The 22,274-nt window shown below is 69.9% G+C and carries 25 protein-coding genes and 1 tRNA gene; 25 read left to right on the plus strand and 1 reads right to left on the minus strand.

Features of this window, described 5'->3' with window-relative positions; genetic code table 11:
- Positions 1-165: 165 nt before the first annotated feature.
- The 25 genes from yabP (at position 166) to AB2385_RS02000 (ending at position 21,592) form a co-directional block, all read left to right on the plus strand.
- Positions 166-531: a sporulation protein YabP gene (gene yabP, locus AB2385_RS01880; protein WP_367653222.1), complete on the plus strand. Its 366-nt coding sequence runs from the start codon at positions 166-168 to the stop codon at positions 529-531.
- A 36-nt stretch (positions 532-567) separates the two neighbouring features.
- Entirely contained in the window at positions 568-1,107 is a 540-nt protein-coding gene (gene yabQ / locus AB2385_RS01885; RefSeq protein ID WP_367653223.1) for a spore cortex biosynthesis protein YabQ, read from the plus strand.
- A gap of 152 nt (positions 1,108-1,259) precedes the next feature.
- Positions 1,260-1,493: a sigma factor-like helix-turn-helix DNA-binding protein gene (locus AB2385_RS01890; protein ID WP_367653224.1), complete on the plus strand. Its 234-nt coding sequence runs from the start codon at positions 1,260-1,262 to the stop codon at positions 1,491-1,493.
- Positions 1,490-1,852, plus strand: a complete 363-nt coding sequence (locus tag AB2385_RS01895) for a septum formation initiator family protein (protein WP_367653225.1) — start codon at positions 1,490-1,492, stop codon at positions 1,850-1,852. The genes AB2385_RS01890 and AB2385_RS01895 overlap by 4 nt, the downstream gene beginning before the upstream one ends.
- Positions 1,853-1,952: 100 nt before the next feature.
- Positions 1,953-2,038 (plus strand) — tRNA-Leu (locus AB2385_RS01900).
- Between the two features lie 184 nt (positions 2,039-2,222).
- Complete coding sequence (locus tag AB2385_RS01905; protein WP_367653226.1) at positions 2,223-2,531, plus strand: hypothetical protein; 309 nt, start codon at positions 2,223-2,225, stop codon at positions 2,529-2,531.
- Between the two features lie 289 nt (positions 2,532-2,820).
- Positions 2,821-3,099, plus strand: coding sequence for a ubiquitin-like small modifier protein 1 (locus AB2385_RS01910; RefSeq protein WP_367653227.1), 279 nt, complete (start codon positions 2,821-2,823; stop codon positions 3,097-3,099).
- Positions 3,100-3,207: 108 nt separating this feature from the next.
- The gene (locus tag AB2385_RS01915) at positions 3,208-3,684 is read left to right on the plus strand and encodes a 4Fe-4S dicluster domain-containing protein (protein WP_367653228.1); all 477 of its coding nucleotides are present in this window, start codon (positions 3,208-3,210) and stop codon (positions 3,682-3,684) included.
- Positions 3,685-3,687: 3 nt separating this feature from the next.
- Positions 3,688-5,502 carry an aldehyde ferredoxin oxidoreductase family protein gene (locus AB2385_RS01920; RefSeq protein ID WP_367653229.1) on the plus strand — a complete coding sequence of 605 codons (1,815 nt, stop codon included), beginning with the start codon at positions 3,688-3,690 and terminating at the stop codon, positions 5,500-5,502.
- Positions 5,503-5,578: 76 nt separating this feature from the next.
- The gene (locus AB2385_RS01925) at positions 5,579-7,018 is read left to right on the plus strand and encodes a hydrogenase 4 subunit D (protein WP_367653230.1); all 1,440 of its coding nucleotides are present in this window, start codon (positions 5,579-5,581) and stop codon (positions 7,016-7,018) included.
- A complete protein-coding gene (locus AB2385_RS01930; protein ID WP_367653231.1) occupies positions 7,019-9,034 on the plus strand; it encodes a proton-conducting transporter membrane subunit in 2,016 nt (671 codons plus the stop codon).
- Positions 9,035-9,036: 2 nt separating this feature from the next.
- Positions 9,037-10,587, plus strand: a complete 1,551-nt coding sequence (locus AB2385_RS01935) for an NADH-quinone oxidoreductase subunit C (protein ID WP_367653232.1) — start codon at positions 9,037-9,039, stop codon at positions 10,585-10,587.
- Complete coding sequence (locus AB2385_RS01940; RefSeq protein ID WP_367653233.1) at positions 10,584-11,489, plus strand: respiratory chain complex I subunit 1 family protein; 906 nt, start codon at positions 10,584-10,586, stop codon at positions 11,487-11,489. The genes AB2385_RS01935 and AB2385_RS01940 overlap by 4 nt, the downstream gene beginning before the upstream one ends.
- A 13-nt stretch (positions 11,490-11,502) precedes the next feature.
- Complete coding sequence (locus AB2385_RS01945; protein WP_367653234.1) at positions 11,503-12,018, plus strand: 4Fe-4S dicluster domain-containing protein; 516 nt, start codon at positions 11,503-11,505, stop codon at positions 12,016-12,018.
- The gene (locus tag AB2385_RS01950) at positions 12,011-12,664 is read left to right on the plus strand and encodes a hypothetical protein (RefSeq protein ID WP_367653235.1); all 654 of its coding nucleotides are present in this window, start codon (positions 12,011-12,013) and stop codon (positions 12,662-12,664) included. The genes AB2385_RS01945 and AB2385_RS01950 overlap by 8 nt, the downstream gene beginning before the upstream one ends.
- 12 nt (positions 12,665-12,676) lie before the next feature.
- Entirely contained in the window at positions 12,677-14,140 is a 1,464-nt protein-coding gene (locus AB2385_RS01955) for a complex I subunit 5 family protein (RefSeq protein ID WP_367653236.1), read from the plus strand.
- A gap of 3 nt (positions 14,141-14,143) precedes the next feature.
- Positions 14,144-14,677 carry an NADH-quinone oxidoreductase subunit B family protein gene (locus AB2385_RS01960; protein ID WP_367653237.1) on the plus strand — a complete coding sequence of 178 codons (534 nt, stop codon included), beginning with the start codon at positions 14,144-14,146 and terminating at the stop codon, positions 14,675-14,677.
- Complete coding sequence (locus AB2385_RS01965; protein ID WP_367653238.1) at positions 14,664-15,203, plus strand: hydrogenase maturation protease; 540 nt, start codon at positions 14,664-14,666, stop codon at positions 15,201-15,203. The genes AB2385_RS01960 and AB2385_RS01965 overlap by 14 nt, the downstream gene beginning before the upstream one ends.
- Positions 15,196-15,540 carry a hydrogenase maturation nickel metallochaperone HypA gene (locus AB2385_RS01970; protein ID WP_367653239.1) on the plus strand — a complete coding sequence of 115 codons (345 nt, stop codon included), beginning with the start codon at positions 15,196-15,198 and terminating at the stop codon, positions 15,538-15,540. Before AB2385_RS01965 ends, AB2385_RS01970 begins: the two co-directional genes overlap by 8 nt.
- A gap of 3 nt (positions 15,541-15,543) precedes the next feature.
- Positions 15,544-16,197 (plus strand): hydrogenase nickel incorporation protein HypB, encoded by a 654-nt coding sequence (gene hypB / locus AB2385_RS01975; RefSeq protein WP_367653240.1) that lies wholly within the window; start codon positions 15,544-15,546, stop codon positions 16,195-16,197.
- Positions 16,155-18,476, plus strand: coding sequence for a carbamoyltransferase HypF (gene hypF, locus AB2385_RS01980; protein WP_367653241.1), 2,322 nt, complete (start codon positions 16,155-16,157; stop codon positions 18,474-18,476). The genes hypB and hypF overlap by 43 nt, the downstream gene beginning before the upstream one ends.
- Complete coding sequence (locus AB2385_RS01985; RefSeq protein WP_367653242.1) at positions 18,467-18,739, plus strand: HypC/HybG/HupF family hydrogenase formation chaperone; 273 nt, start codon at positions 18,467-18,469, stop codon at positions 18,737-18,739. Before hypF ends, AB2385_RS01985 begins: the two co-directional genes overlap by 10 nt.
- On the plus strand, positions 18,739-19,866 hold the full coding sequence (gene hypD / locus AB2385_RS01990) for a hydrogenase formation protein HypD (protein WP_367653243.1): 1,128 nt from the start codon (positions 18,739-18,741) through the stop codon (positions 19,864-19,866). Before AB2385_RS01985 ends, hypD begins: the two co-directional genes overlap by 1 nt.
- The gene (gene hypE / locus AB2385_RS01995) at positions 19,863-20,870 is read left to right on the plus strand and encodes a hydrogenase expression/formation protein HypE (RefSeq protein WP_367653244.1); all 1,008 of its coding nucleotides are present in this window, start codon (positions 19,863-19,865) and stop codon (positions 20,868-20,870) included. The genes hypD and hypE overlap by 4 nt, the downstream gene beginning before the upstream one ends.
- Positions 20,871-20,989: 119 nt before the next feature.
- Positions 20,990-21,592: a restriction endonuclease gene (locus tag AB2385_RS02000; RefSeq protein ID WP_367653245.1), complete on the plus strand. Its 603-nt coding sequence runs from the start codon at positions 20,990-20,992 to the stop codon at positions 21,590-21,592.
- 62 nt (positions 21,593-21,654) lie between these two features.
- On the opposite strand, the gene AB2385_RS02005 is transcribed toward AB2385_RS02000, so the two are convergent.
- Positions 21,655-22,179 (minus strand): histidine phosphatase family protein, encoded by a 525-nt coding sequence (locus AB2385_RS02005; protein ID WP_367653246.1) that lies wholly within the window; start codon positions 22,177-22,179, stop codon positions 21,655-21,657.
- Positions 22,180-22,274 lie beyond the last annotated feature (95 nt).

Genomic DNA, 22,274 nt, shown 5'->3' on the forward strand with positions numbered 1-22,274 from the left:
ATACGCCCTTTTAACACCACGAATGTCGAGTTGTTCGCGTGAAACTTGAGCTAGGCGCGCGGGCCGCCGCAAGGCGGTCCGCCTTTCTGTCACATAAGCAGCCGCCCGGCCGCATAGGATGGGACAGGTCCCCCGGGATGGGGGGTGCAGAGGAGGTCGGTCAGGGTGGAAGAGCGGACGTTCTATCGGGGGGAGGAGCGCACGCCGTACCGGGGGGACGAACGGGTGCCCGGGATGGGCGAGAGCGATGCCGGGGGTCACAGCCACTCGCTCACCATCGCCAACCGGGAACGGGTCCACATCACCGGCGTGATCGGCGTGGACAGCTTCGACGATGAGGAGGTCAACCTCGAGACGGAGATGGGCATGCTCACCATCCGCGGCGAGGAGCTGCAGATCAAGCAGCTGGACCTGGAAAAGGGGCAGTTCGCGGTGGAGGGCTACGTCAGCGCGCTGCAGTACGCCAGCCCGCGGCAGCGCAGCGTCCGGCAGACGCGCGGCCGGTCGTTCCTGGAGCGGCTGCTCCGGTAGCCGCCTTCACGGGGAAGAGGGTGGGGGGGCAGTCCGATGCTGCGGATGGAGCTCCAGTTCTATGCGCTGTTCGTCACGATCCTCAGCGGCGTTGGACTGGGCCTCCTGTTCGACCTGCTGCGCGCCGTGAGAGGGTTCCTGCGCCCCGGCCCCGTGCTGGCGGCCCTGGGAGACCTGGCCTACTGGGTGGCGGCAACCGCCATGCTGGGCGCAGGCCTGTTCCTCGGCAGCTGGGGGGAGTACCGCTTCTATGTGCTGGTCGGGCTGCTCGGCGGCCTGGGGCTCTATTACTGGCTCGCCAGCCCCACCGTGCTCTGGCTGGCCGACGGACTGCTGCGGGTTCTGGCGTGGCTGTTGCACCTCTTCTGGATGCTGGTCCTGCGGCTGCTCTGGTACCCCCTGGTGGCGGCTGTCCGGTTCCTGTACGCCGCCGGCCTGCGCATGGCCGCCTGGCTGGGTCGGCGGCTTGTCCGGCCGTACCGGTGGCTGCGGCTGCGCTACCTCCTTGCCAAGCGCCGCTGGCGGCGCGCGCTGCGCCGCTGGCTGCAAGGGCGTCACAATCCGCGCGATTTCTAACCGTTTCCGCACATTGGTGACGTTCCCCAGAAGGAGTTTCTCGCTGGTGGAAGAAGGTAATAAAAGCGTACACATCTTGTACACTAGTTGTACTCAGTTTGTACACAGCCTATCCACAGGTTGTGCGTAACTAGCCAGGGGCGGACGGGGCAGTGAACATCGAGATTCGAGGTGCTGAGCGGCTGAGCTTCCGGGAACGGCAGGTCGTCGTTCTCAAGGAGATGGGCTGGAGCAACGAGCAGGTCGCCAAGCGGCTCTCGCTCGCGGTGGGCACTGTCGCGACCCTGTACAACCGGGCCAAGAGCAAGGGCTATCAGGTGGTCATCGTCCTGCCCGGCGACACCCTCGGGCTGTTTGACAGCGCCGACACGGAGGAAGAAGCATGAGAGCTGCCCACACGCGACGCGGACAGGCGGTAAACGGCGCGCCCACGCCGGTGCGCCGCGCACGGGGAAACCCCCTGCGGCGGCACTGGCTGACGGGCGCGTTGGTGGCCGCGCTCGCGGGCTTGCTCTCGTTCGGCGGAATGCAGCTGTACCAGGCGCAGCTTGAGCTGAAGCAGGCCCTCGCCGTGCAGGCCCAGGTGGAGGCCGAACTCCGGGCCCTGCAGGAGAAGAACCGGCGGCTCTCCGAAACGCTGCAGCGGGTCACCAGCTTCGAGTCGATGGAGCTGAAAGCCAAACAACTGGGCTTCGTCTGGCCGGAGGAGCAGGTGTTCCAGACCGCACCGCCAGATCCGTACTGAGGTGGGAAATCAAAGCGGGCGCCGGAGCCTGGTGGACAGGCCGGCGCCCGTGCGGTTGAAGCGGTGGTTAGCGCGTGATATGATAGATTGGTGTAATCCTGCCCGAGTGGCGGAATGGCAGACGCACGGGACTTAAAATCCTGGGGCCGGATGGCCGTGCGGGTTCGAGTCCCGCCTCGGGCACCAGGTAATGGAAGGGCTGCGGGAAACATACCCCGCAGCCCTTCGACGTTGATGGGTTACTGCAGACATGCCGCGATCACCGGATCGAGAGGAAGGGATGTCAGGTCGGTGCTGACTCAACGAACCACGTACCCGTCATGCGCGGGGCGAGCGCTCGGGAGCGATCACGGAAGCGTGGGGGTGTGCCATGGTGGACCGGGAAGTGCTCGACGAAATGCGGACGGTGCTGTTTGAACTTCAAAGCCTTCTCCAGGCGGAGGGGCTCTACGCCGAATACGCCTACCTGTTCCGGCGCTGCTGGGAGCTGCTGGACCGCACCGGCACGGAAGCAACGGCCGCGCAGGCCCTGAAGGAGTACCTCCTGGGCATTCCCAATGCGCCGGGAACAGTTCATGACCTGGTGATCTGGCGGGAGTCCGCCGCGGAGCGGAAGCGGATGAACGAGCGACTTCACGCGCTCCGGGAGCGTCTGTTTGCGCTGGCGCGAAACCTTTGAAAAGGAGGGGGCCGAACGGCCGGACACGAGGGGTGATGAGGGGGCGCGGTGAAGCGGCTGCAAATGATAGACTATTTAACTCTTAGTATGGAGGGAAGTGAGACAAGAAAGTACCCACCCTCCTTTTTCCCTATAGTTGTTTCGACATGGATGCCTACGCGCACCCAATGGGCACCATCGGCGGATGGCTTACGAAATCGGGCAAGGGTAAGATTAATGTTGGCTATACGTAAACATCGAGCATTGATAGCGGTATGAGCCCAGGCGGTGCACAAAGGGGGTGGCGTGCATGCGCATCCGGCTCTACGGCCTTCTGCGTGATGCGGCGGAGCGACAGACCGCCCTGGAGATGGACGTGTGCGAAGGGGAAACCGTCGGCAGCCTGATCGATCGGCTGGTGGCGAAGTACCCGCGCATGCGTCCGCTTTTGTTTGAGCGGCCGGGCGTTCTGTACCGGCACGTGATGATCGTGCGGAACGGCCGCGACGTCCGTGACGGCGAGGGCCTGGCCACACCCGTCCTCCCTGACGACGAGATGGCCATCTTCCCGCCCAGCGCCGGAGGCTAGGCCAAAGGACCGGCTGCGGCCCGCCGGTCATCGTGAAGCCTTAACTGTGAAGCCCCGCATCCACGGTGGGGTTTCGTGTTCCAAAGCACATATAGGGGGTGGAAAGTGATGGCCAAGATGCTCCTGATCACACCGGACATCTGTACTGGCTGTCACTCCTGCGAGATCGCATGCTCGCAGGAGCACGAAGGGTACTACGTACCCTCCAAATCCCGGGTGACGGTGTACACCTGGGAGGATGAGCTGGTCTCGGTTCCGATGATGTGCGTCCAGTGCGAGGACGCCTTCTGCATGAAGGCCTGCCCCGTGGGCGCCATCAGCAAGCACCCCGACACGGGCGCCATGATCGTCGACCACGGCAAGTGCATCCGCTGCAAGATGTGCATGCAGGCCTGCCCCTTCGGCGGCACCTCCTTCGACCCCGTGGAGAGCCGCATCCTGAAGTGCGACCTGTGCGGCGGCGATCCGGAGTGCGTGAAGTACTGCCCGAGCGGCGCACTCAAGTACGTGGACGCGAGCCGGGCGACGATGGAGCGCAAGCGGGCGTACGCCGCCCGACTCAAGGCTGCAGTGGGGGTGAAGTAAGAGATGTTTGCCTACAAGGGTAAGATTCTGCGGGTCGATCTGACCTCCGGCACGATCAAGACCGAGTACATCGAGCCCAAGGTGGCGCGCCAGTACATCGGCTGCCGCGGCATGGGCACCTATTACTGGATGAAGGAATGCGACCCCACCGTCGATCCGCTGAGCCCCGAGAACAAGCTGCTCTTCTTCACCGGCCCGCTGACCGGTACCGCGGCCCCCGCCTCCGGCCGTTACAACGTCATCACCAAGAGCCCGCTCACCGGTGCGATCGCAGCCTCCAACTCCGGCGGCTACTGGGGTCCGGAGCTGAAGTTCGCCGGCTGGGACGGCATCATCTTCGAGGGCAAGGCCGAGAAGCCGGTCTATCTCTGGATCGAGGACGACCACGTGGAGCTGCGCTCCGCCGAGCACCTCTGGGGCAAGACCGTGTTCGAGACCACGGACGCCATCAAGGAGGAGACTGACCCGGACGTCCGCGTCACCTGCATCGGCCCGGCCGGTGAGAAACTGGCCCTGCTGGCCGTGATCGTCAACGACTACAACCGGGCGGCCGGCCGCAGCGGCGTCGGCGCCGTGATGGGGTCCAAGAACCTGAAGGCCATCGCCGTGCGCGGCCACGGCGGCGTCGAGGTGGCCGATCCCGAGAGCTTCAAGAGCTTCGCCGAGCGCGACCGCAGCCTGATGAAGAATGACCCCGTGGCCGGCAATGGTCTGCCGACCTACGGCACCATGATCCTGGTGAACATCCTGAACGAGCTCGGCGGCCTGCCCACCCACAACTGGCGCGACTCCGGCCAGTGGTCCAAGGCCGACCTCACCAGCGGCGAGACGCTGGCCGAGAAGTACCTCGTGCGGAACAAGGGGTGCTTCGGCTGCAACATCGACTGCGGCCGCGTGACCAAGATCCCCGAGGGCCCGTTCAAGAGCTTCGGCGAGGGGCCGGAGTACGAGGCCGGCTGGTCGTACGGCGCCGACTGCGGCGTGAGCGACCTCGGCGCCATCTGCAAGGCCAGCTTCCTCTGTAACGAGCTCGGCCTCGACCCGATCTCGGTGGGCTCCACCATCGCCTGTGCGATGGAGCTGTACGAGAACGGCTACATCACCATCAAGGAGACCGGCATCCCGCTGAACTTCGGCAACGCCGAGGCGATCGTCGAGCTCACCCGGATGATCGGCTATCGCGAAGGCTTCGGCGACCTGGCCTCCGAGGGCTCCTACCGGCTGGCCAGCCGCTATGGCCATCCTGAGCTGTCAATGTCCGTGAAGAAGCAGGAGATGCCGGCCTACGATGGCCGCGCGATTCAGGGCATCGGCCTCAACTACGCCACTTCGAACCGCGGCGGCTGCCACGTGCGCGGCTACACCATCTCGCCCGAGGTGCTGGGCGTGCCCGAGAAGCTCGACCCGCAGTCCATCGACGAGAAGCCGCAGTGGGTGAAGACCTTCCAGGATCTCACCGCCGCCGTGGACTCCGCCGGCATCTGCCTCTTCACCACCTTCGCCTTCGGCGCGCCGCAGATTACGGATGAACTGCGGGCGGCCACGGGCTTCGACTACACCGTGGAAGAGGTCATGAAGGCCGGCGAGCGCATCTGGAACCTGGAGCGGCAGTTCAACCTGAAGGCCGGGTTCACCAAGAAGGACGATACGCTGCCGCCGCGGCTTCTGAAGGAGCCCATCAAGTTCGGTCCGATGAAGGGCAAGATCAGCCGGCTGGAGGAGATGCTGCCCAAGTACTACGAGGCGCGCGGCTGGGACAAGGAAGGCAGGCCTACGAAGGATAAGCTGGCCGAGCTCGACCTGGTCGAGTTCGCCTGAGGCTGTCTGATCTAGCCGCCCTGTGGGCGGAGCCGTTTCCCGGCTCCGCCCACCACATTCGCGGGAGGGATCCCCGATGCTGCTCTTACTGCTCATGGTGCCGCTGGCCGCCGCGCTGGCCTGCGCCTGCACAGACGGGCGCAGGGCAGACTGGCTGGCTTCGGCCGCTATGGTCGTAACCGCTGTGCTCACCCTGGCCTCTGCACCCTGGGGCGGCAAGGTCGCGGCGAGCGCCCTCACCTGGAGCCCGCTTCCCGGCATGACCTTCGGGCTCCGGCTCGACGGGCTCGGCAGCCTCCTGGCGCTGGTGGTCAGCCTCGTGGGCCTCTGCATCGTCGTCTACTCCGCGGACTATTTCAGCCTGCGGAACCGGGAGCACCCCGAGGAGGAAGGCAAGGGCCGGTACTACTTCTTCTTCCTGGTCTTTGTCACGGCGATGCTGGGCATGGCGATGGCGCCGGACTTCTTTCAGATCTTCCTGTTCTGGGAGCTGACCACGGTCTGCAGCTGGGCCCTGATCTCGCACTACGGCTCGTCCGAGTCCATCCGCTCGGGCCTGAAGGCCATGGCGGTGACCCAGTTCGCCAGCCTCTTCTTCATCGGCGGGCTGGTGCTGCTCTACGTGCAGACGGGCTCCTTCGGCTTTGACGCCGTGGCTCGGATGACCCCGGGCGGCCGGGCGGCCTTCGCCATGCTGCTGCTGGTCGCCGCCTGGGGCAAGGCGGCGCAGGTGCCCTTCTTCACGTGGCTCCCCTCGGCCATGGTGGCGCCCACGCCGGCGTCGGCCTTCCTGCATGCAGCGGCCATGGTGAAGGCCGGCATCTTCCTGGCTGCCCGTTGCCTCGTCTCCACGGGGGCCTTCAGCGGCTGGGTCGCCGCGGTGATCACCGTGGCCGCCCTCATCACGCTCTACGTGGGCCTGGCCGGCTACTTCTACGCCGACGACCTGAAGCGGCTGCTCGCCTTCTCCACCATCGCCAACCTGGCCCTGATGCTGGTGGGCATCGGCCTCGGGGCCATGGGCAGCACGGCCGGGCTGGAGGGCGGGCTTCTTCACCTCTGGAGCCACTCCTTCACGAAGACGCTACTCTTCCTCTGCGTCGGCGCCATCTCCTGGTCCACCGGCGTGCGGGCCATCTCGCAACTGCGGGGCCTCGCCCGGACGATGCCCCTGACCGCGGCCGGCTTCCTGCTGGGGGCGCTGGCGATCAGCGGCCTGCCCCCCTTCGGGGTCTTCTGGTCCAAGCTGCTCATCCTGCGAGCTGCCCTCGCGGTGGGCGGGGCCTGGGGCTGGTCGACGGCGGCGCTGGTGGTGGTGGAGAGCGCGTTCTCACTGGCCTGGTTCCTCTGGGTCGCCCACCTGGTCCTCTTTGGCGAGAGCAGCGAGCGGGCCCGGTCCGGGCGCGATCCCTCCCCCGTGATGCAGACGGTGCTCGCCGCGCTCATGGGCCTGGCCCTCGCGGCGCCCTACCTGGGCATGCCGCTCATTCACTGGATCGCAGGGGGGGTGGCGTAGATGGCGGTGACGATGCTTCCCGGTCTCGTGGTGGGCGTGCTGTTGGCCGGTGCCCTGCTCTGCGCCCTCCTGCCCGCGGGTGCGCGGGCGGTGTCCCGGACCGGACTGGCGGCGGGGATCGTCGGCGGCGCCCTGGCCGTCTGGCTGGCCGCGGCCGTGTGGACCGGCGGCCCCGTGGCCGCCACCTGGCTCCACACCCTGCCCCTCGGGCTTCCGGCCTCGCTGGCGGTGGAGGTGGACGCGCTGAGCGCCCTCTTCCTGGTGCTGCTGGCCGTGGTGCCTTGCGCGGCGCTCCTTTACGCCCAGGACTACCTGGACGGACTGTCCGCCGGCGACGCCCGGCGGTTCTACGCCCTGTTCCTTGTACTGATCGCGGGCATGATGGCCGTCGTCATGGCGGCGGACTGGATCCTGTTCCTGTTTGCCTGGGAGATCATGGGCCTCTCGGCCTACCTGCTGGTGATGTTTGACTGGCGTTCGTTTGCCAACACCAGGGCCGCCTGGGTATACCTGCTGACCACCCACGTGGCGGGCAGCGGCATCCTGCTGGGCGCCGTTGCTCTCTCGGTGACTGCGGGCGACTTCTCCGTGGCCGGAACGACGGCGGCGCTGCAGAGGGTGTACGCCGGAGCCCCGGCCTACGCACACCTGCTGGTGGCCCTGTTTGCCCTGGGCTTTGCTGCCAAGGCGGCCCTCTTCCCCCTGGCTTACTGGCTCCCCGGGGCGCACGCCGCGGCGCCGGCGCCGGTGAGTGCCGTGCTCTCCGGTCTGATGGTGAAGATGGGCGTCTACGGGCTGATCCGACTCTTCGTCTTCATGCTGCCCGACGCCCCGACGGCCCGGGTCGCATGGGGCCTGCTGCTGGCCACCCTGGGCGCCGTCAACATGGTGGTGGGCAACCTGCGGGCCATGGGCGAGCAGCATGCGAAGCGGCTGGTGGCCCAGTCCTCGATCGGACAGATCGGCTACATCGTGCTGGGGCTCGGGATGGCCGTGGCCCTGGCGGGCCGGGCGCCCCTGCTCGCGGCGGTGGCCTTCGCCGGCGCACTCTACCACTTGATCAACCACGCCACCTTCAAGTCGCTGCTCTTCCTGACCGTGGGTGCGGTGGAGCATCACAGCGGCACGTATGACCTCCGGCAGATGGGCGGGCTGCTCCCGGTCCTGCCCTTCACCGCGGGCCTCACCCTCCTGGGTGCCCTGGCCATCGCCGGCACGCCGCCGCTCAACGGCTTCGCCTCCAAGTGGCTGCTCTATCGGGCGGCCGTCTTCGGCGGGACCGAGGCGCCGCTCCTGGCGGTGTACGGCGTGATTGCCATCTTCATCTCCACCGTATCGCTGGCCGCCTACCTGAAGTACTTCGGCACCGTCTTCCTCGGGCCGGAACGGGAGTATCCGGCCGGACGCAAGGCGCCCGAGTCGCCGGCGATGTCCGCCTCGCTGGGTATTCTCGGCGCGCTCTGCGTGCTGCTGGGCCTCTTCCCGGCCCCGGTGGTTCAGGCGGCCCTGGCGGCGCTGGCGGGCGCCCCGGACGCGGCCCTCTACGGCGCCGGCATGGTGACGGGGTCCGAGGTGATGGGCGCCGCCCTGGGCGGTACCGGTTACCAGCCCCTCATGGTGTTACTGGCGCTTCTGCTCTGCGCCCTGCTGGTCTGGCTGATCCGCCGCCTCTCCACCCAGCCGGTGCGGCTCACCGAGCCCTGGTTCGGCGGCGAGTGGCTGCCGGCCAGCGAGGCCCGCTATGGGGCCGAGCACCTGTACAAGCCCTTCCTGGCCCACTGGGCCGCCCTGCTGCGGCCGTGGTGGCAGCCGACCTTCCACGCCCCGCCTGCGGTCGAGCGGGCGATTGACGCCGACCGCTGGCTGCTCGGCCCGATCTACGCCGGTTACCGGGCACTGGCCGACCTGGCCGGCCGCTGGCACGTCGGCAAGGCGAAGGCTTACGTCGGCTGGCAGGTGCTGGCCACGGCGCTCCTGATTGCCATCCTGATCGGCATGGAAGGGGGGCTGCGTTGATTATGAAGTATGAGCCAATCACCGTCGAGCGCGCCGACCTGGTGGGCGAGGTCTCCCGCCTCATGGCAGGCGGGGCGCGCCTCATCATGACCGTCGGCACCGACGTGCGCCCCCTGGGCCGGGGCTTCGAGGTGACCAACCTCTTCGGCTTCGACCGGGAGGGCAGGGTGGTGGGCGTGGTGGTGCCGATTCCGGCCGACGACCCCGCCTATCCGGCGCTGACCCCGACGCTGCCCCCGGCGGGCTGGATGGAGCGGGAGGTCTACGACATGGTCGGGGTGACCCCGCAGGGCCACCCGGACCCCCGCCGGCTGGTGGTGGCCGACGACTGGCCTGACGACGTCTTCCCCCTGCGCAAGGACGTGCCCTACAACTACCGCCCGCCCCGGGCCGAGAACGCCCGCTCCGCCCTGAAGCCGACGCCCGAGGGAACGACGGTGGTGCCCGTTGGCCCCTTCTTCCCCACGCTGGAGGAGCCGGCGTACTTCCGGCTCTTCGTGGAGGGCGAAGAGGTGGTCGACTGCGACTACCGGGGCTTCTACAGCCACCGCGGGGTCGAGAAGCTCTCCGAGCAGCTGCGCTACGACCAGATTCCGTTCCTGGCCGAGCGCATCTGCGGCATCTGCGGGTATGCCCACTCCACCTGCTTCTCTCAGACCGTGGAGCGGGCCGCCGGCATCGAGGTGCCCAAGCGGGGCCGGTACATCCGCACCATCATGCTGGAGCTGGAGCGCATCCACAGCCACCTGCTCTGGATCGGCCTCGCGGCCCACATCGTCGGCTTCGACACGGGCTTCATGCAGGCCTGGCGGGTGCGGGAGCCGGTGATGTGGGCGGCCGAGGCCCTCACCGGCAACCGCAAGACGTATGGCATGAACCTGCCCGGCGGCGTGCGGCGCGACCTGCGCCCGGAGGGCATCGAGAAGGTGCTGGAGGTCCTGAAGGAGGTCGAGCGGGAGAGCAAGGCCCTGATGAGGGCCCTGGAACGGGACACCGCCCTGCGCTCCCGGCTGCGGAACACGGGCGTGCTCACGAAGGAGAAGGCCGTGCTCTGGGGCGCCCTCGGTCCCACGGCCCGCGCCTCGGGCGTGGACATCGACGTGCGGCGGGACTACCCCTACGCCGCCTACGACGAGCTGCCTGTGAACGTGGCCCTGCGCCAGGAGGGTGACATCTGGGCCCGCCTGGAGGTGCGGGTGGAGGAGACGCTGGAGTCGGTGCGCCTCATCCGCGCGGCCCTGGACAACCTGCCCCAGGGGCCCACCTTCGTCGAGCCGGGGGAGATTCCGGCCGACCGGATCGCCGTCAGCCTGATCGAGGCCCCCCGGGGCGAGCTCTGCAACTACGTGATGACCGGGCACGACAACAAGCCCTACCGGTGGCGCGTGCGGGTGCCCACCTACATGAACCTCCAGCTGGTGCCGCAGCTGGTAAACCCCGGCACCACCATCGCCGACTTCCCGATCATCGCCGCCTCCATCGACCCCTGCTTCTCCTGCACCGAGCGGATGGAGATCGTCCGCCGGCCCCGCGAAGGGAGGGCTGAGCCATGATCGGCAGCGTGCTCACCGCACTCTACAACCTGGCCTTCGTGCTGCTGCTGGCGCCGCTGTACGCCGGCATCAACCGGAAGATCCGGGCCCGGGTCCACTCCCGGCAGGGTCCGCCGGTGCTGCAGCCGTACCGTGACCTCCTGAAGCTGATGGGCAAGGAGGACTGCCAGGTCTCCGACGACCGCATCCACCGCCTGGCCCCGTATCTGGTGATGACCGGAGCCCTGGCTGCGGCCCTCCTGGTCCCGATGGGTTTCCGGGCCCCGCTGGCCTTCGCCGGCGACGGCCTGGTGCTCATCTACCTGCTCACCTTCTCGGCCATCGGCAACGTGCTGGCCGGCCTCTCCTCCCGCAGCCCCTTCGCCGGGGCGGGCGCCAGCCGCGAGATCATGCTCCTGCTGGCGGTGGAGCCCGTGCTGGCCGCGGCCTTCTTCACCTTCGGCACGCGGGCGGGCTCGCTGGGGCTCCAGGAGATTGCCGCGGGGATTGCCGAGTCTGGTTTTGCCCCCTCGCTGCTCGTAGCCGCGCTGGCCGCCTTCCTGGCGATCCAGGCCGAGTCGGCCAAACTCCCGTTCGACATCGCCGAGGCCGAGACGGAGATCATCGGCGGCCCGTACGTCGAGTATTCCGGCCCGTCGCTGGCCACCTTCGAGTGGGCGCTGATGGTCCGCCGGGTGGTGCTGGCCTCCTTCCTGGTGGCCCTGCTGGGGGCCTGGCCCGCCGGCGCACCTGCGTGGCTCGCAGCGCTGCTCCACCCGCTCAAGGTGCTGGTGGTGCTGGTGCTGACGGAACTGGTGGCCGTGCTGAGCCCCCGTGTCCGCATCCGCCAGGCCATCCGCTTCTACGAGGGCGCCGGCGTGCTGGCCGTGGCCGGTCTGCTGGTGGCCATCTTCGGGTTCTAGGGAGGGGTGAGCCGTGCTCGTGGCCAAGCTTCGTCAACTGGCCCTGGTGACCAGGGCCGGCAGGGTCACCCTGCCGTACCCGTTCCAGCCGCACCCGCCGGCTGAGGGCTTCCGCGGCCTGCCCACCGTGGACGGTGAGAAGTGTATCGCCTGTGGTGCCTGTGCGGCCGCCTGCCCCGCCCGGCTGATCAGCGTGAGGCCCGAAGGGGAGCGCATGGTGCTCCAGGCCGACTACACGCGGTGCACATACTGCGCCCGCTGCCAGGACGTCTGTCCGACCGGCGCGTGCCACATGACCGGAAGGTTTGAGACCGCTATCGCGGACCGGTCCAAGCTGCGGGTCCGGGTGGCGCTTCAGGCGGCTACCTGCCCCCGCTGCGGCAAGCGGTTCGCCTCGCAGCGCCAGTTGCAGCGGGCCGCAGAGCAGGCCGGCGAGCCGGAGTCCAGCCAGGCGTTGCTCGCGCTCTGTCCAGACTGCCGGCGCCGGGCCTACGGCGCACGGCTGAAGGGGGCTTTGGGCCATGGCTAGTCTGATGCTCATCCTCGCACTGGCCGTCGCGGCCCTGGCCGTGGCCGTGTCGGAGTCCGCGCAGGTCGCGCGGGCCGTGCTCCTCTACGCCGCCCAGGGCGCCCTGATCGCCCTGCTCCTGGTGCTGGGGGCGCAGGTCTCCGGCATCCACGGGCTGATCGGTTCCGCCGTGACGGTCCTGGTGGCGCAGGCCGTGATCCTGCCGCTTCTGGTGATGCGGTACGCCCGGCAGGGGGCGCCGGCCGAGCAGCAGCCGCCCAGGATGGGGTACCTGTGGGCCGGGGCGCTCACCCTGGCGGGCTTTGTCGCCGGCGAGTTCCTGTTCCCCGTGCTGCTGGAGGGCATTCCCGGCGCGACCGCACACGTGCCCCACGGCCTCGCCGGCGGCGTCGCCCTGGTGGTCGCCTCGCTCTGGACCATCCTGGGGCACCGCGACATGCTCAAGGTGGTCCTGGGGGTCTGCGTGCTGGAGAACGGCGTGCACCTCCTGATGGCCGCCATCGCTCCCACGGTTCCGGAGTTGGCTGCGGTCGGCGCGACGCTGGCCGTGATCGTGGCCGTCTGGCTGCTGCTCCTGGTGGGGCGCCGGGCCGAGGAGGCCACCGGTGCCCGCGACGACGGGCTGCTCGACCGCCTGCGGGGCTAGGAGGTGGGCTCGATGAACACGCTCATGCTGGTGCTGATTCTGCTCCCCGCTGCAGCCGGCCTGTGCGAGCTGCTGGTGCCCAGGCTGTCCTCGCAGCGTGCGACGGCCGGGCTCTGGGCCCTGGGCGGCAGCGCCCTTTCCTTCCTCTGTGCCGCACTCGTCATGGCCCAGGTGGCCGCCGGGGCCGAACTCGCCCTGCCGGGAGCCCACCTGCGGGCGGACGCGCTGGGTGTGATCGTCGCCCTCCTCGCCTCCTTCCTGGGCGTGATCGGCGTGGCCGCCGCCCGCCGTCACCTGCGGGTTGACGTGGAGGCAGGTCGGGCGAAGGCGGAGTGGCTGCCGGTGCTCTTCGGCTGCTGCGGCTTCTTCGTGGCCGCTGCCAACTGGGCGGCCCTCACCGATCACCTGCTGGTGCTCTACATCGCGGTGGAAGCCACCACGCTGGCCACCGTCCTGCCGGTGGCCTTCTACCGGAACCGAAACTCCTGGGAGGCCGGGTACAAGTACCTGCTGCTCAACTCCCTGGGCCTCGCGGCGGCCCTGATGGGCCTGACCGTCCTGTACGCGGCGGCCCAGCCCACCCTGGGTGCGGAGGCCCTGAGCCTGGCGACGCTGACGGCCGCAGGGCCGAACCTGCCGCCCCTCGCAGCCGGGCTGGCCGGGGCCCTGCTCATCTGCGGCTTCGGCACCAAGGCCGGCCTCGTGCCGCTGCATGGCTGGCTCCCCGACGCCTACCAGGTGAGCCCGCCGGGGTTCATCGCCCTCTTCTCGGGCATCGGCACGAAGATCCCTCTGGTGGCCCTCGCCCGGGTGCTGCCTCCCCTCATGGCGGCGGCGCCGGCCCTGCGGCCGGTGCTGCTGGTCGTGGCGGCGGTGACGATGCTCTTCGGCATTATGGCCGCGTTCTGGCAGGACGACCTGCGGCGGTTGCTCGGCTACTCGTCCGTGAGCCAGATGGGCTATATCGCCATGGCCCTGGCGGCGGGCGGCGTGGCCGGCTACGAGGCGGCCGCGTATCACGTGGTGAGCCACGGCCTGATCAAGGCGCTGCTCTTCCTGGCCGTCGGCGAGGCCGTGCTGGTGGCGGGCACCGCCCGGGTCTCGGAACTGGGCGGCAGGCGGCTGCCGCCGGTCATCGGCGTGACGTTCCTGCTGGCCTCGCTGGGCCTCGGCGGGGTACCACCCATGCCGGCCTTCTGGTCGAAGTTCCAGGTGTTCACTGCCACGGCGGAGGCCGGCTACGGATGGGCCGCCGGGGTGGCGGTGCTGACGAGCCTGCTCACCATCACCACGCTGGTGCGGGCGGGCGCGCGGGCCTTCTTGATGAAGCCCGTGGGCGAGAAGCTGGAACGGGCTCTGCCAGCGCCCTGGATGATCGTGCTGCTGGTGGTGGCGGTCTTCGCCGCCGGGCTCTTCCCGGGGTGGATGAGCGGATTCCTCTCCACGGCGGCTGCCGCCTTGGCGAAGGGGGTGTAGCCTGTGGGTCTGCGGAGTTGGTTTGACGGTCTGGTGAAGCGCTCGTTCACCCGGTCGCTCTGGGTCTACCACGCGAACTCGGGCTCCTGCAACGGCTGTGACATCGAGGAGATCAACGCCTTCACCCCGTACTACGACGCCGAGCGGTTCGGGCTGAAGCTGGTGGGCTCGCCCAGGCACGCGGACGTGCTTTTGGTCTCGGGTCCCGTCACGAGGCAGGTGCGGCCGCGCCTCCTCCGTTTGTACGAGGCCGCGGCCAAGCCCTGCGTGGTGATTGGCGTAGGCTCCTGCGCGACGGGAGGGGGCCTTTGGTTCGATACCTATGGGACCGAAGGGGGACTGAGCAACGTCCTGCCGGTGGATTACTATATCCCCGGGTGCCCGCCGCGGCCCGAGGCGATCCTCTACGGCGTCGCCGTAGCGATGGGCCTGGTCGACCCGAAGGTCCAGCCGTACGAGTACGAAGAGCCGATCGAGGTGCGCGCGGCGAACGGCGAGACGGTCTTTGCAGCGGGTGGGAGCCGTGTCGGTGTATGAGCACGTTCCGCTGCCGGTAGCCGTGCGGAAGGTGCTGCGGGGGCGGGTGGTGGTGGTCGGCGTCGGCAACCCCGGCCGGGGCGACGACGGAGCCGGGCCGCGGGTGGCCCGGATGCTGGCTCGCCACCTGCCCCCGGCGCCCCCTCTGGAGGCCGGCGGCGATCGCATCGTGGCCGCCATCGCCGCGGAGACCACGCCGGAGGCCGAGGTCGGGCGCATCGCCGGGCTCCGTCCCGACGTGGTGCTCCTGGTGGACGCCGTCGACTTCGGGGCGCCGCCGGGCTCCAGCTGCCTCTTCGACGAGGAGGATCTGGTGGCCCGCAGCGGCTGGTCGTCCCACCGGCCGCCGATGACGCTGCTGATGCAGTACCTGGCCGCCCGTACCGGCGCCCGAGTCCTCCTGCTGGGTATCCAGCCGGCGGACGTGGGCTGGAGCGCCCGCATGACCGAGCCCGTGCGGGCCGCCACTTCTGCCGTGGCCCGCTGCCTCTGCCGCTGGTCGGAGGGAGGGGACGCCCGTGCATGAGCTGGGACTGGCGCAGAGCGTGATCGAGGCCGTGGGCGCCGATGCCCGGCGCCGCGGCTTCCGGCGGGTGAAGCGGGTGACGCTGCGCGTCGGCGAGTGGTCGGCGGTGCTGCCCGACTCGCTGGAGACCGGCTTTCAGATCCTCGCCTCCCTGGAGGGTGAACTGTTCGCCGGGACGGAACTCCGCATCGAGCGGGAGCCCGCCCGGGGGGTCTGCACGGCCTGCGGCCGCCGCTTCCTGGCCGGCCGGGGAGGGCTGATCTGTCCCGACTGCGGCGGCGACGGCCGCCTGGAGAACGGGGTGGAACTGGAGATCGAGTCCTACGAGGGGGAGTGACCCGTGGAGGTCAAGGTGGTCGAACGGATTCTGAAGGCAAACGACGCCGTGGCCCGGTCCAACCGGTCCCGGTTCGACGCCGCGGGAGTGTTGGTGGTCAACTTCATCGGCTCGCCGGGGGCCGGCAAGACGGCCGTGCTGGAGCAGACGGTGAAGGGGCTGAGAGGCCGCGTGGCCCTGGCCTGCATCGAGGGCGACCCCTACACCACCCGGGACGCGGAGCGCATCGCCGCCCTCGACTGCCCGGTGGTGCAGATCAACACGCAGGGTGGCTGTCACCTGGACGCATCGCTGGTCAGCCAGGCGCTGGACCAGCTGGACCTGGCCGCCGCCGACCTGCTGCTCATCGAGAACGTGGGCAACCTGCTCTGCCCCTCCCAGTACGACCTGGGTGAGCACCTGACGGTGGTGGTGCTCTCGGTCACCGAGGGGGCGGACAAGCCGGAGAAGTACCCCGCGGCGTTCCAGCGGGCGCAGGCCGTGATCATCAACAAGGTGGACGCGCTGGCGCTCACCGACGTCGACCTGGACGCGGTGACGGCCGCGATCCGCCGGTTCAACCCGCAGGCGGCCATCTTCCCGCTCTCCGCCCGCACCGGCGAGGGGGTGGAGCCATGGCTGCTGTGGCTGGAAGACCGGGTGAAGGCGGTGCGGTAGTGCGCCGTGAGCTGGTGGTGGAGGGCATCGTCCAGGGCGTGGGCTTCCGCCCCTTCGTCTACCGTCTGGCGCGCGACCACCGGCTCGCCGGCTGGGTGTGCAACGACGAAAGGGGCGTGGTGATCGCGGTCGAGGGCGCCCCCGAGGCGGTGGCGGCCTTTGAGCGCGACTTGCAGGCGCAGCCCCCTGCGCTTGCGGTGGTGACGCGCGTGTCGGGCCGGGACGTGCCCCCCACCGGGGAGGCGGAGTTCCGGATCGTCGCCTCGCAGCGGGGCGAGGAGCGCGTGGCTACGGTGCCGGCCGACGCGGCGACCTGCGCCGAGTGCCGCGCCGACATCCTCGACCCGTCCAATCGGCGCTACCACTACCCGTTCACCAACTGCACCCACTGCGGGCCGCGCTTTACCATCATCAAGGACATCCCCTACGACCGGCCGATGACCACCATGGCCTCCTTCACCATGTGCCCGGAGTGCGAGCGGGAGTACCACGACCCCGCCGACCGCCGGTTCCACGCCCAGCCCAATGCCTGCCCGGCCTGCGGCCCCTCTGTACGACTGGTGGACGCCGCAGGCCGTGATCTTTGCAGGCCCGACGCATGGCTGGAGGAGGCAGCGGCGCGGCTCCGGGCAGGGCAGATCGTGGCCGTGAAGGGCATCGGCGCCTTCCACCTGGCCTGCGACGCCACGGACGAGGAGGCGGTGGCCCGGCTCCGGCGGGTGAAGCACCGGCGCCACCGTCCCTTCGCCCTGATGGCCCGCGACCTCGAGACGGCGAGGCGGGTGGCGGAAGTGAGCGCGGATGAGGCGCGGGCGCTCACCTCGCCGGCCGCGCCCATCGTCCTGCTCCGGCGCAGGCCTGACCCGGAACTGCCGGTCGCGCCCTCCGTGGCGCCGGGGGTCGACACCCTGGGCATCATGCTGCCCTACACGCCACTGCACATCCTGCTCCTGCAGCAGGCGCCCCCGCTCCTGGTGATGACCAGCGGCAACCCGAGCGGGCTGCCGGTTCAGTACCGGGAGGAGGAGGCGCTCCGGGATCTCGCAGTTCTCGCCGATGCGTTCCTGATCCACAGCCGGCCGATCCACGTGCCCTGCGAGGACTCGGTGGTGCAGGTCGTGGACGGCGCGGTCCGGTTCCTCAGGCGCTCCCGGGGCTACGTCCCCCGGGAGGTGCCGGTGCCCGCACCGCCCAGTCCGGAGATCCCGGCCATCCTGGGAGCGGGGGGCGACCTGAAAAACACCTTTTGCCTGCTGCAGGGGCGGCGGGCCGTGCTGAGCCAGCACCTGGGCGACCTGGAGACGGCCGAGGGGCAGGCCAACTACCGGCGGGCCCTCGACCACCTGCAGCGTCTGACGGGCATCCGGCCGGCGGTGGTCGCCTGCGACCTGCACCCGGGCTACCACTCAGCCGCTCTGGCCCGCAGCCTCGGGCTGGATGCGGTGCTGCCGGTGCAGCACCACCATGCCCACCTGGCCGCCTGCATGGCGGAGAACGGCTGGGAGGGCGAGGCGATCGGCCTGGTTCTGGACGGGACCGGGTACGGCACCGACGGCGCCATCTGGGGTTTCGAGGTGCTGGCCGGGGGGTACGCGGCCTTTCAGCGCATCGCTCACCTGGCGTACAGCCCGCTGCCGGGCAGCGAGGCCGCGGTGCGCCATCCCCTCCGGGCCGCGGCGGGCATGCTTTGGGCCCACCTGGGCGAGGAGGCCCTGGAGCGGCTGGCCGCGCTCCACCCGGGACGGACGCAGGAGATCGCGAACGTCAGGCGCCTGCTGACCGCCGGGCTGAACTCCCCGCCCGCTGGCACCGCCGGCCGCCTCTTCGACGGGGTATCGGCCATCCTGGGCATCTGCCTGGAGGCGACGTACGAGGGGCAGGCGGCCATTGAACTCGGGGCCGTGGCCGACCAGGAGCCCGACGGCGTTTACCCGTTCCGGCGGGAAGGCGGCGAGATCCTGCCCGGCCCGCTCCTGGAGGCGGTGCTGGCCGACGCCGAGCGCGGGGTGCCCGCCCCCCGCATCGCCGGACGCTTCCTGGCCACCGTGGTGGCCATGCTGGTGGACGCCGCCTGCTACGCCCGGGAGCAGACCGGGCTCACCGCCGTCTGCCTGAGCGGGGGCACGTTCAACAGCCCGTGGATGCTGCACCACGCCGCCCGGGCCCTGGAGCGGGAGGGCTTCCGGGTGCTTGCGCACCGGCACGTGCCCACGGGGGACGGCGGGCTCTGCCTGGGCCAGGCCGTGATCGCACAGAGGAGGTGGCGGGAATGTGTCTAGCCGTTCCGGCCAGGGTGGTGGAGACAGACGGCCGCCGGGCCACCGTCGAGGTGCTGGGGAACCGGCGGCGGGTCGACGTGAGCCTGGTGGACGCGGCCCCGGGACAGTACGTGCTGCTGCACGCCGGCATCGCAATCGCGGTGCTGGATGAGGCCGAGGCGGAGGAGACGCTGGCGGCGTACCGGGCGGTGCTGGGCGAGGCTCCGGCGGGCCACGGGCGTGCGCCGGACCGCGGCGAGGGCCCACTGGAGGGTGACCGCTGATGGACGAGAACACGCTCGCACGGCCGGTTCCCGAAGACGCCCCCGCCGCCGCGGCGGCCTGGGTGGAGCGCATCCGCCGCAAGGTGGCGGAGTCCGGGCGTACCGTGCGGTTGATGGAATTCTGCGGCACCCACACGATGGCCATCGCCCGCAGCGGTCTCAGGAGCCTCCTGCGGGGGGCGGTGGAACTGGTGAGCGGGCCCGGCTGCCCGGTCTGCGTGACGGCCGACGGGGAGATCGACCGCATGCTGGCCTACTGCGACGTGCCGGGGTCCATCGTGGCCACCTACGGCGACCTCCTGCGGGTGCCGGGGTCCCACAGCAGCCTGGCCCGGCGCCGGGCGGAGGGGACCGACGTGCGGGTGGTCTACTCCGCCCTGGACGCGCTGCAGCTCGCCCGGGAGAACCCGGACCGGCCGGTGGTTTTCCTGGGCGTGGGCTTCGAGACTACGGCACCGGCGGCGGCCCTGGCGGTGAAGACCGCCCGGGAAGAGGGGCTTGGCAACTTCTACGTTCATAGTGCGCACAAGCAAACGCCCCCGGCGATGCGGGCCTTGCTGGAGGCGGGCGACCTGAAGCTGGACGGCATCATCTGCCCCGGCCACGTTTCCACCGTGCTGGGGGCGGAGGCCTTCGCCTTCCTCCCCGCCGAGTACGGCGTGCCGGGGGCCGTGGCCGGCTTCGAACCGCTGGACATCCTGCTGGCGGTGGACCACCTGGTGGACGCCGCCCTGGGCCGGCGGTCGCCGGACCTCTGGAACGGCTACCCGCGCTGGGTGCGGCCCGGGGGCAACCGGAGGGCGCAGGCGCTCCTGAATGAGGTCTTCCGCCCCTGCGACGCCCGGTGGCGAGGCCTGGGGTGGCTGCCGGGGAGTGGTCTGTGCCTCCGGGACGAGTTCGCCCCGTTCGACGCCGAGACGCGCTTCCCGGCGGCGGTGCCGGAGCCGCCCGCCCGGAAGGGCTGCCGCTGCGGCGAAGTGCTGCGGGGGCTGCTCACCCCGGCCGAGTGCCCCCTGTTCGGCAGGGCCTGTCGGCCGGAGCAGCCAGTGGGGCCGTGCATGGTCTCCAGCGAGGGGGCCTGCGCCGCGTGGTACCGGTACGGCCCCGGCGAGGAGGTAAGAGCATGACGGAGCGCGTGACCCTCGCCCACGGCGACGGTGGCGAGGCGACCCACCGCCTGATCGCGGAGATCTTCTACCCGGCGTTGGCCAATCCCGCCCTGCTGCAGGGGGGCGACAGCGCCGTGCTCGACCCGCCGGGGGCGGGGCGGCTGGCCCTCACCACCGACTCCTTCGTGGTGCATCCCATCTTCTTCCCCGGCGGCGACCTGGGGCGGCTGGCGGTCTGCGGTACCGTCAACGACCTGGCGGTGGCCGGAGCCCGGCCGCTCTGGCTGAGCGCGGGCTTCATCATTGAGGAGGGATTCCCGCTTGCCGACCTGCGCCGCCTGGTAGGCAGCATGGCCGCTGCGGCGGCGGAGGCGGGGGTGCAGATCGTCGCCGGTGACACGAAGGTGGTCGGCCGGGGCCAGGCCGACGGCTGCTTCATCAACACGGCGGGCGTGGGGCTGGTGCCGCAAGGGCGCGACCTGGGCGCCCACCGCATCCGGACGGGCCAGGCGATCCTGGTGAGCGGGCCGGTGGGCGAACACGGGGTGGCCGTGCTCTCGACCCGCGCCGGCCTGGCCTTCGAGACGCCGGTCGTGAGCGACGCCGCCCCGCTGATCGCCCTGGCCCAGGCTGTGCTCACCGCGGCGCCGGGAGCAGCCTGCATGCGCGACCCGACCCGGGGCGGCCTGGCCACGGCCCTGGCCGACCTGGCGGCCGACAGCGGCTGCGACCTCGTCGTGGAGGAGGCGGAGATCCCCGTGAGTCCGCAGGTTGAAGGCGCCTGCGACCTGCTGGGCCTCGACCCGCTCTACCTCGCATGTGAGGGGCGCCTGCTGCTCTTCTGCCCGGCGGAGGAGGCGGAGGCGGCGCTGGCCGCGATGCGCGCCCACCCGCTGGGCCGGGGAGCCCACATCATCGGCCGGGTGGGCGGGTCCGGCGGGCGCGCCTTCCTGCGCACGGCCATCGGCGGCACACGGCGACTGGAGCGGCTGACGGGGGAGAACCTGCCCCGGATTTGTTAGCGATCGGCTGCGTGCGGCAGGCCACAGCAGGAGGAACTGGCTGGAAAACGAGCGAACCTAAATTTAGTACGCATTAAAAAGTAATGGCTAGAAAGCTTTCCGCCAGGGAGGGAATCCACGTGTGGGCCTGGCTTGAGCCGGTCGACCGGGTGCTGTGGGAACTGCGCTGGCCGCTCCTGCTGTACTTCGGCGGGCTGCTCGTCTGCTACCTCACGATCGACTCCATCCGATACTGGATCCACGAGTGGCGTCAGGACAAGATCGAGGCGCGCTTCCGCAAGGCCGATCTGGCCGCGGTGGACCAGATGGACAGGCAGGAGTTCCTGCACTACCTGACCTACCTCTTCCAGTGCGCGGGCTTCAAGGTTCGGCCCACGCCGCCTGCCCGCAACTACGGCGTGGACTTGGTGCTGGCCCACCCGATCAGCGAGGAGCGCATCGCCGTGCAGGCGCACCAGGGGGCCGATCCGCTGAAGGCCCGCCCTGTGGAGGAAGTGGCGGCAGCCCGCGCCCTCTACCAGTGCACGCGGGCGATGGTGATCACCACCGGGGACTTCACTCCGGAGGCGCGGGAGCAGGCCGAGGAGGCCGGCGTCACGCTGGTGGACCGCACCAAGCTGCAGGAGCTGATGGCCCTCACGCTCGGGTCGGTGCCGATGCCGGAGCGGGAGCCGGAGTCAGAGCCGGAAGCGGAACCCGAACCGGCCGTCAGCAACGGGTGACCGATGGGAATGCAGAGACCTGCCGGGGCTGACCCGGCAGGCCTTTCATCATTTCAGCCGCCTCAGTTGCCGACGGAGCACGGGCGTTCGAACAGGTAGAGCGTGCCGTTGGCCGCCTTGCCGAACCACGGGCCCCGGAAGCCGCGCCGCTTCAGCTCGGCCCGAAGGAACGGCATCAAGGCCGCGTGGCTGACGATGAGCGTGTCGGCATTCGACTGGAGCACGCGGTCGATCACCCGCTTGGTGCGGGCGCGGACCGCCCGCTTGGTCTCGACGTTCGGGTGCGACTTGAGGTACCAGACGAGCCGCACCAGCACCGCCCAGACGAGGAAGGGCAGCTTGATGCGCTTGCCGCGGAACGGGTAGGGCTCGATCTCCCGCAGGTCCTCCAGGACGATGATCTCTCCCTGAAAGATGGCCTTGGCGGTCTTGATCGCGCGGGGCAGATCGCTGCAGAAGCAACGCTTCCAGTTGCCCCCGCTCAGGTCCACCTTCCCGTACTCAATGTCTGCCGCGTCGTAACCGAGAAACCACTCTGCAACCTCGTCTGGCGTGACCAGGAACTTCGCAGGGAAGTCGTGCTTCACGCGGAAGTGTCTTACCAGGCCAACCTTCACTCTCGTCGTCACCGCTCCCCGGACGTGCTTCCACACCCAATGGCATTGGACGTTCGCCTCCGGCG

Source organism: Symbiobacterium sp., assembly GCF_040797425.1.
In the GTDB taxonomy this organism is placed as follows: Bacteria; Bacillota; Sulfobacillia; order Symbiobacteriales; family Symbiobacteriaceae; genus Symbiobacterium.

Bases quoted from the DNA above. Each gene is read 5' to 3' on its own strand.
- yabQ (WP_367653223.1), top strand. From the start codon at position 568: ATGCTGCGGATGGAGCTCCAGTTCTATGCGCTGTTCGTCACGATCCTC.
- AB2385_RS01895 (WP_367653225.1), top strand. From the start codon at position 1,490: ATGAGAGCTGCCCACACGCGACGCGGACAGGCGGTAAACGGCGCGCCC.
- AB2385_RS01905 (WP_367653226.1), top strand. From the start codon at position 2,223: ATGGTGGACCGGGAAGTGCTCGACGAAATGCGGACGGTGCTGTTTGAA.
- AB2385_RS01910 (WP_367653227.1), top strand. From the start codon at position 2,821: ATGCGCATCCGGCTCTACGGCCTTCTGCGTGATGCGGCGGAGCGACAG.
- AB2385_RS01915 (WP_367653228.1), top strand. From the start codon at position 3,208: ATGGCCAAGATGCTCCTGATCACACCGGACATCTGTACTGGCTGTCAC.
- AB2385_RS01920 (WP_367653229.1), top strand. From the start codon at position 3,688: ATGTTTGCCTACAAGGGTAAGATTCTGCGGGTCGATCTGACCTCCGGC.
- AB2385_RS01925 (WP_367653230.1), top strand. From the start codon at position 5,579: ATGCTGCTCTTACTGCTCATGGTGCCGCTGGCCGCCGCGCTGGCCTGC.
- AB2385_RS01930 (WP_367653231.1), top strand. From the start codon at position 7,019: ATGGCGGTGACGATGCTTCCCGGTCTCGTGGTGGGCGTGCTGTTGGCC.
- AB2385_RS01935 (WP_367653232.1), top strand. From the start codon at position 9,037: ATGAAGTATGAGCCAATCACCGTCGAGCGCGCCGACCTGGTGGGCGAG.
- AB2385_RS01940 (WP_367653233.1), top strand. From the start codon at position 10,584: ATGATCGGCAGCGTGCTCACCGCACTCTACAACCTGGCCTTCGTGCTG.
- AB2385_RS01950 (WP_367653235.1), top strand. From the start codon at position 12,011: ATGGCTAGTCTGATGCTCATCCTCGCACTGGCCGTCGCGGCCCTGGCC.
- AB2385_RS01955 (WP_367653236.1), top strand. From the start codon at position 12,677: ATGAACACGCTCATGCTGGTGCTGATTCTGCTCCCCGCTGCAGCCGGC.
- hypF (WP_367653241.1), top strand. From the start codon at position 16,155: ATGGCTGCTGTGGCTGGAAGACCGGGTGAAGGCGGTGCGGTAGTGCGC.
- AB2385_RS01985 (WP_367653242.1), top strand. From the start codon at position 18,467: ATGTGTCTAGCCGTTCCGGCCAGGGTGGTGGAGACAGACGGCCGCCGG.
- hypD (WP_367653243.1), top strand. From the start codon at position 18,739: ATGGACGAGAACACGCTCGCACGGCCGGTTCCCGAAGACGCCCCCGCC.
- hypE (WP_367653244.1), top strand. From the start codon at position 19,863: ATGACGGAGCGCGTGACCCTCGCCCACGGCGACGGTGGCGAGGCGACC.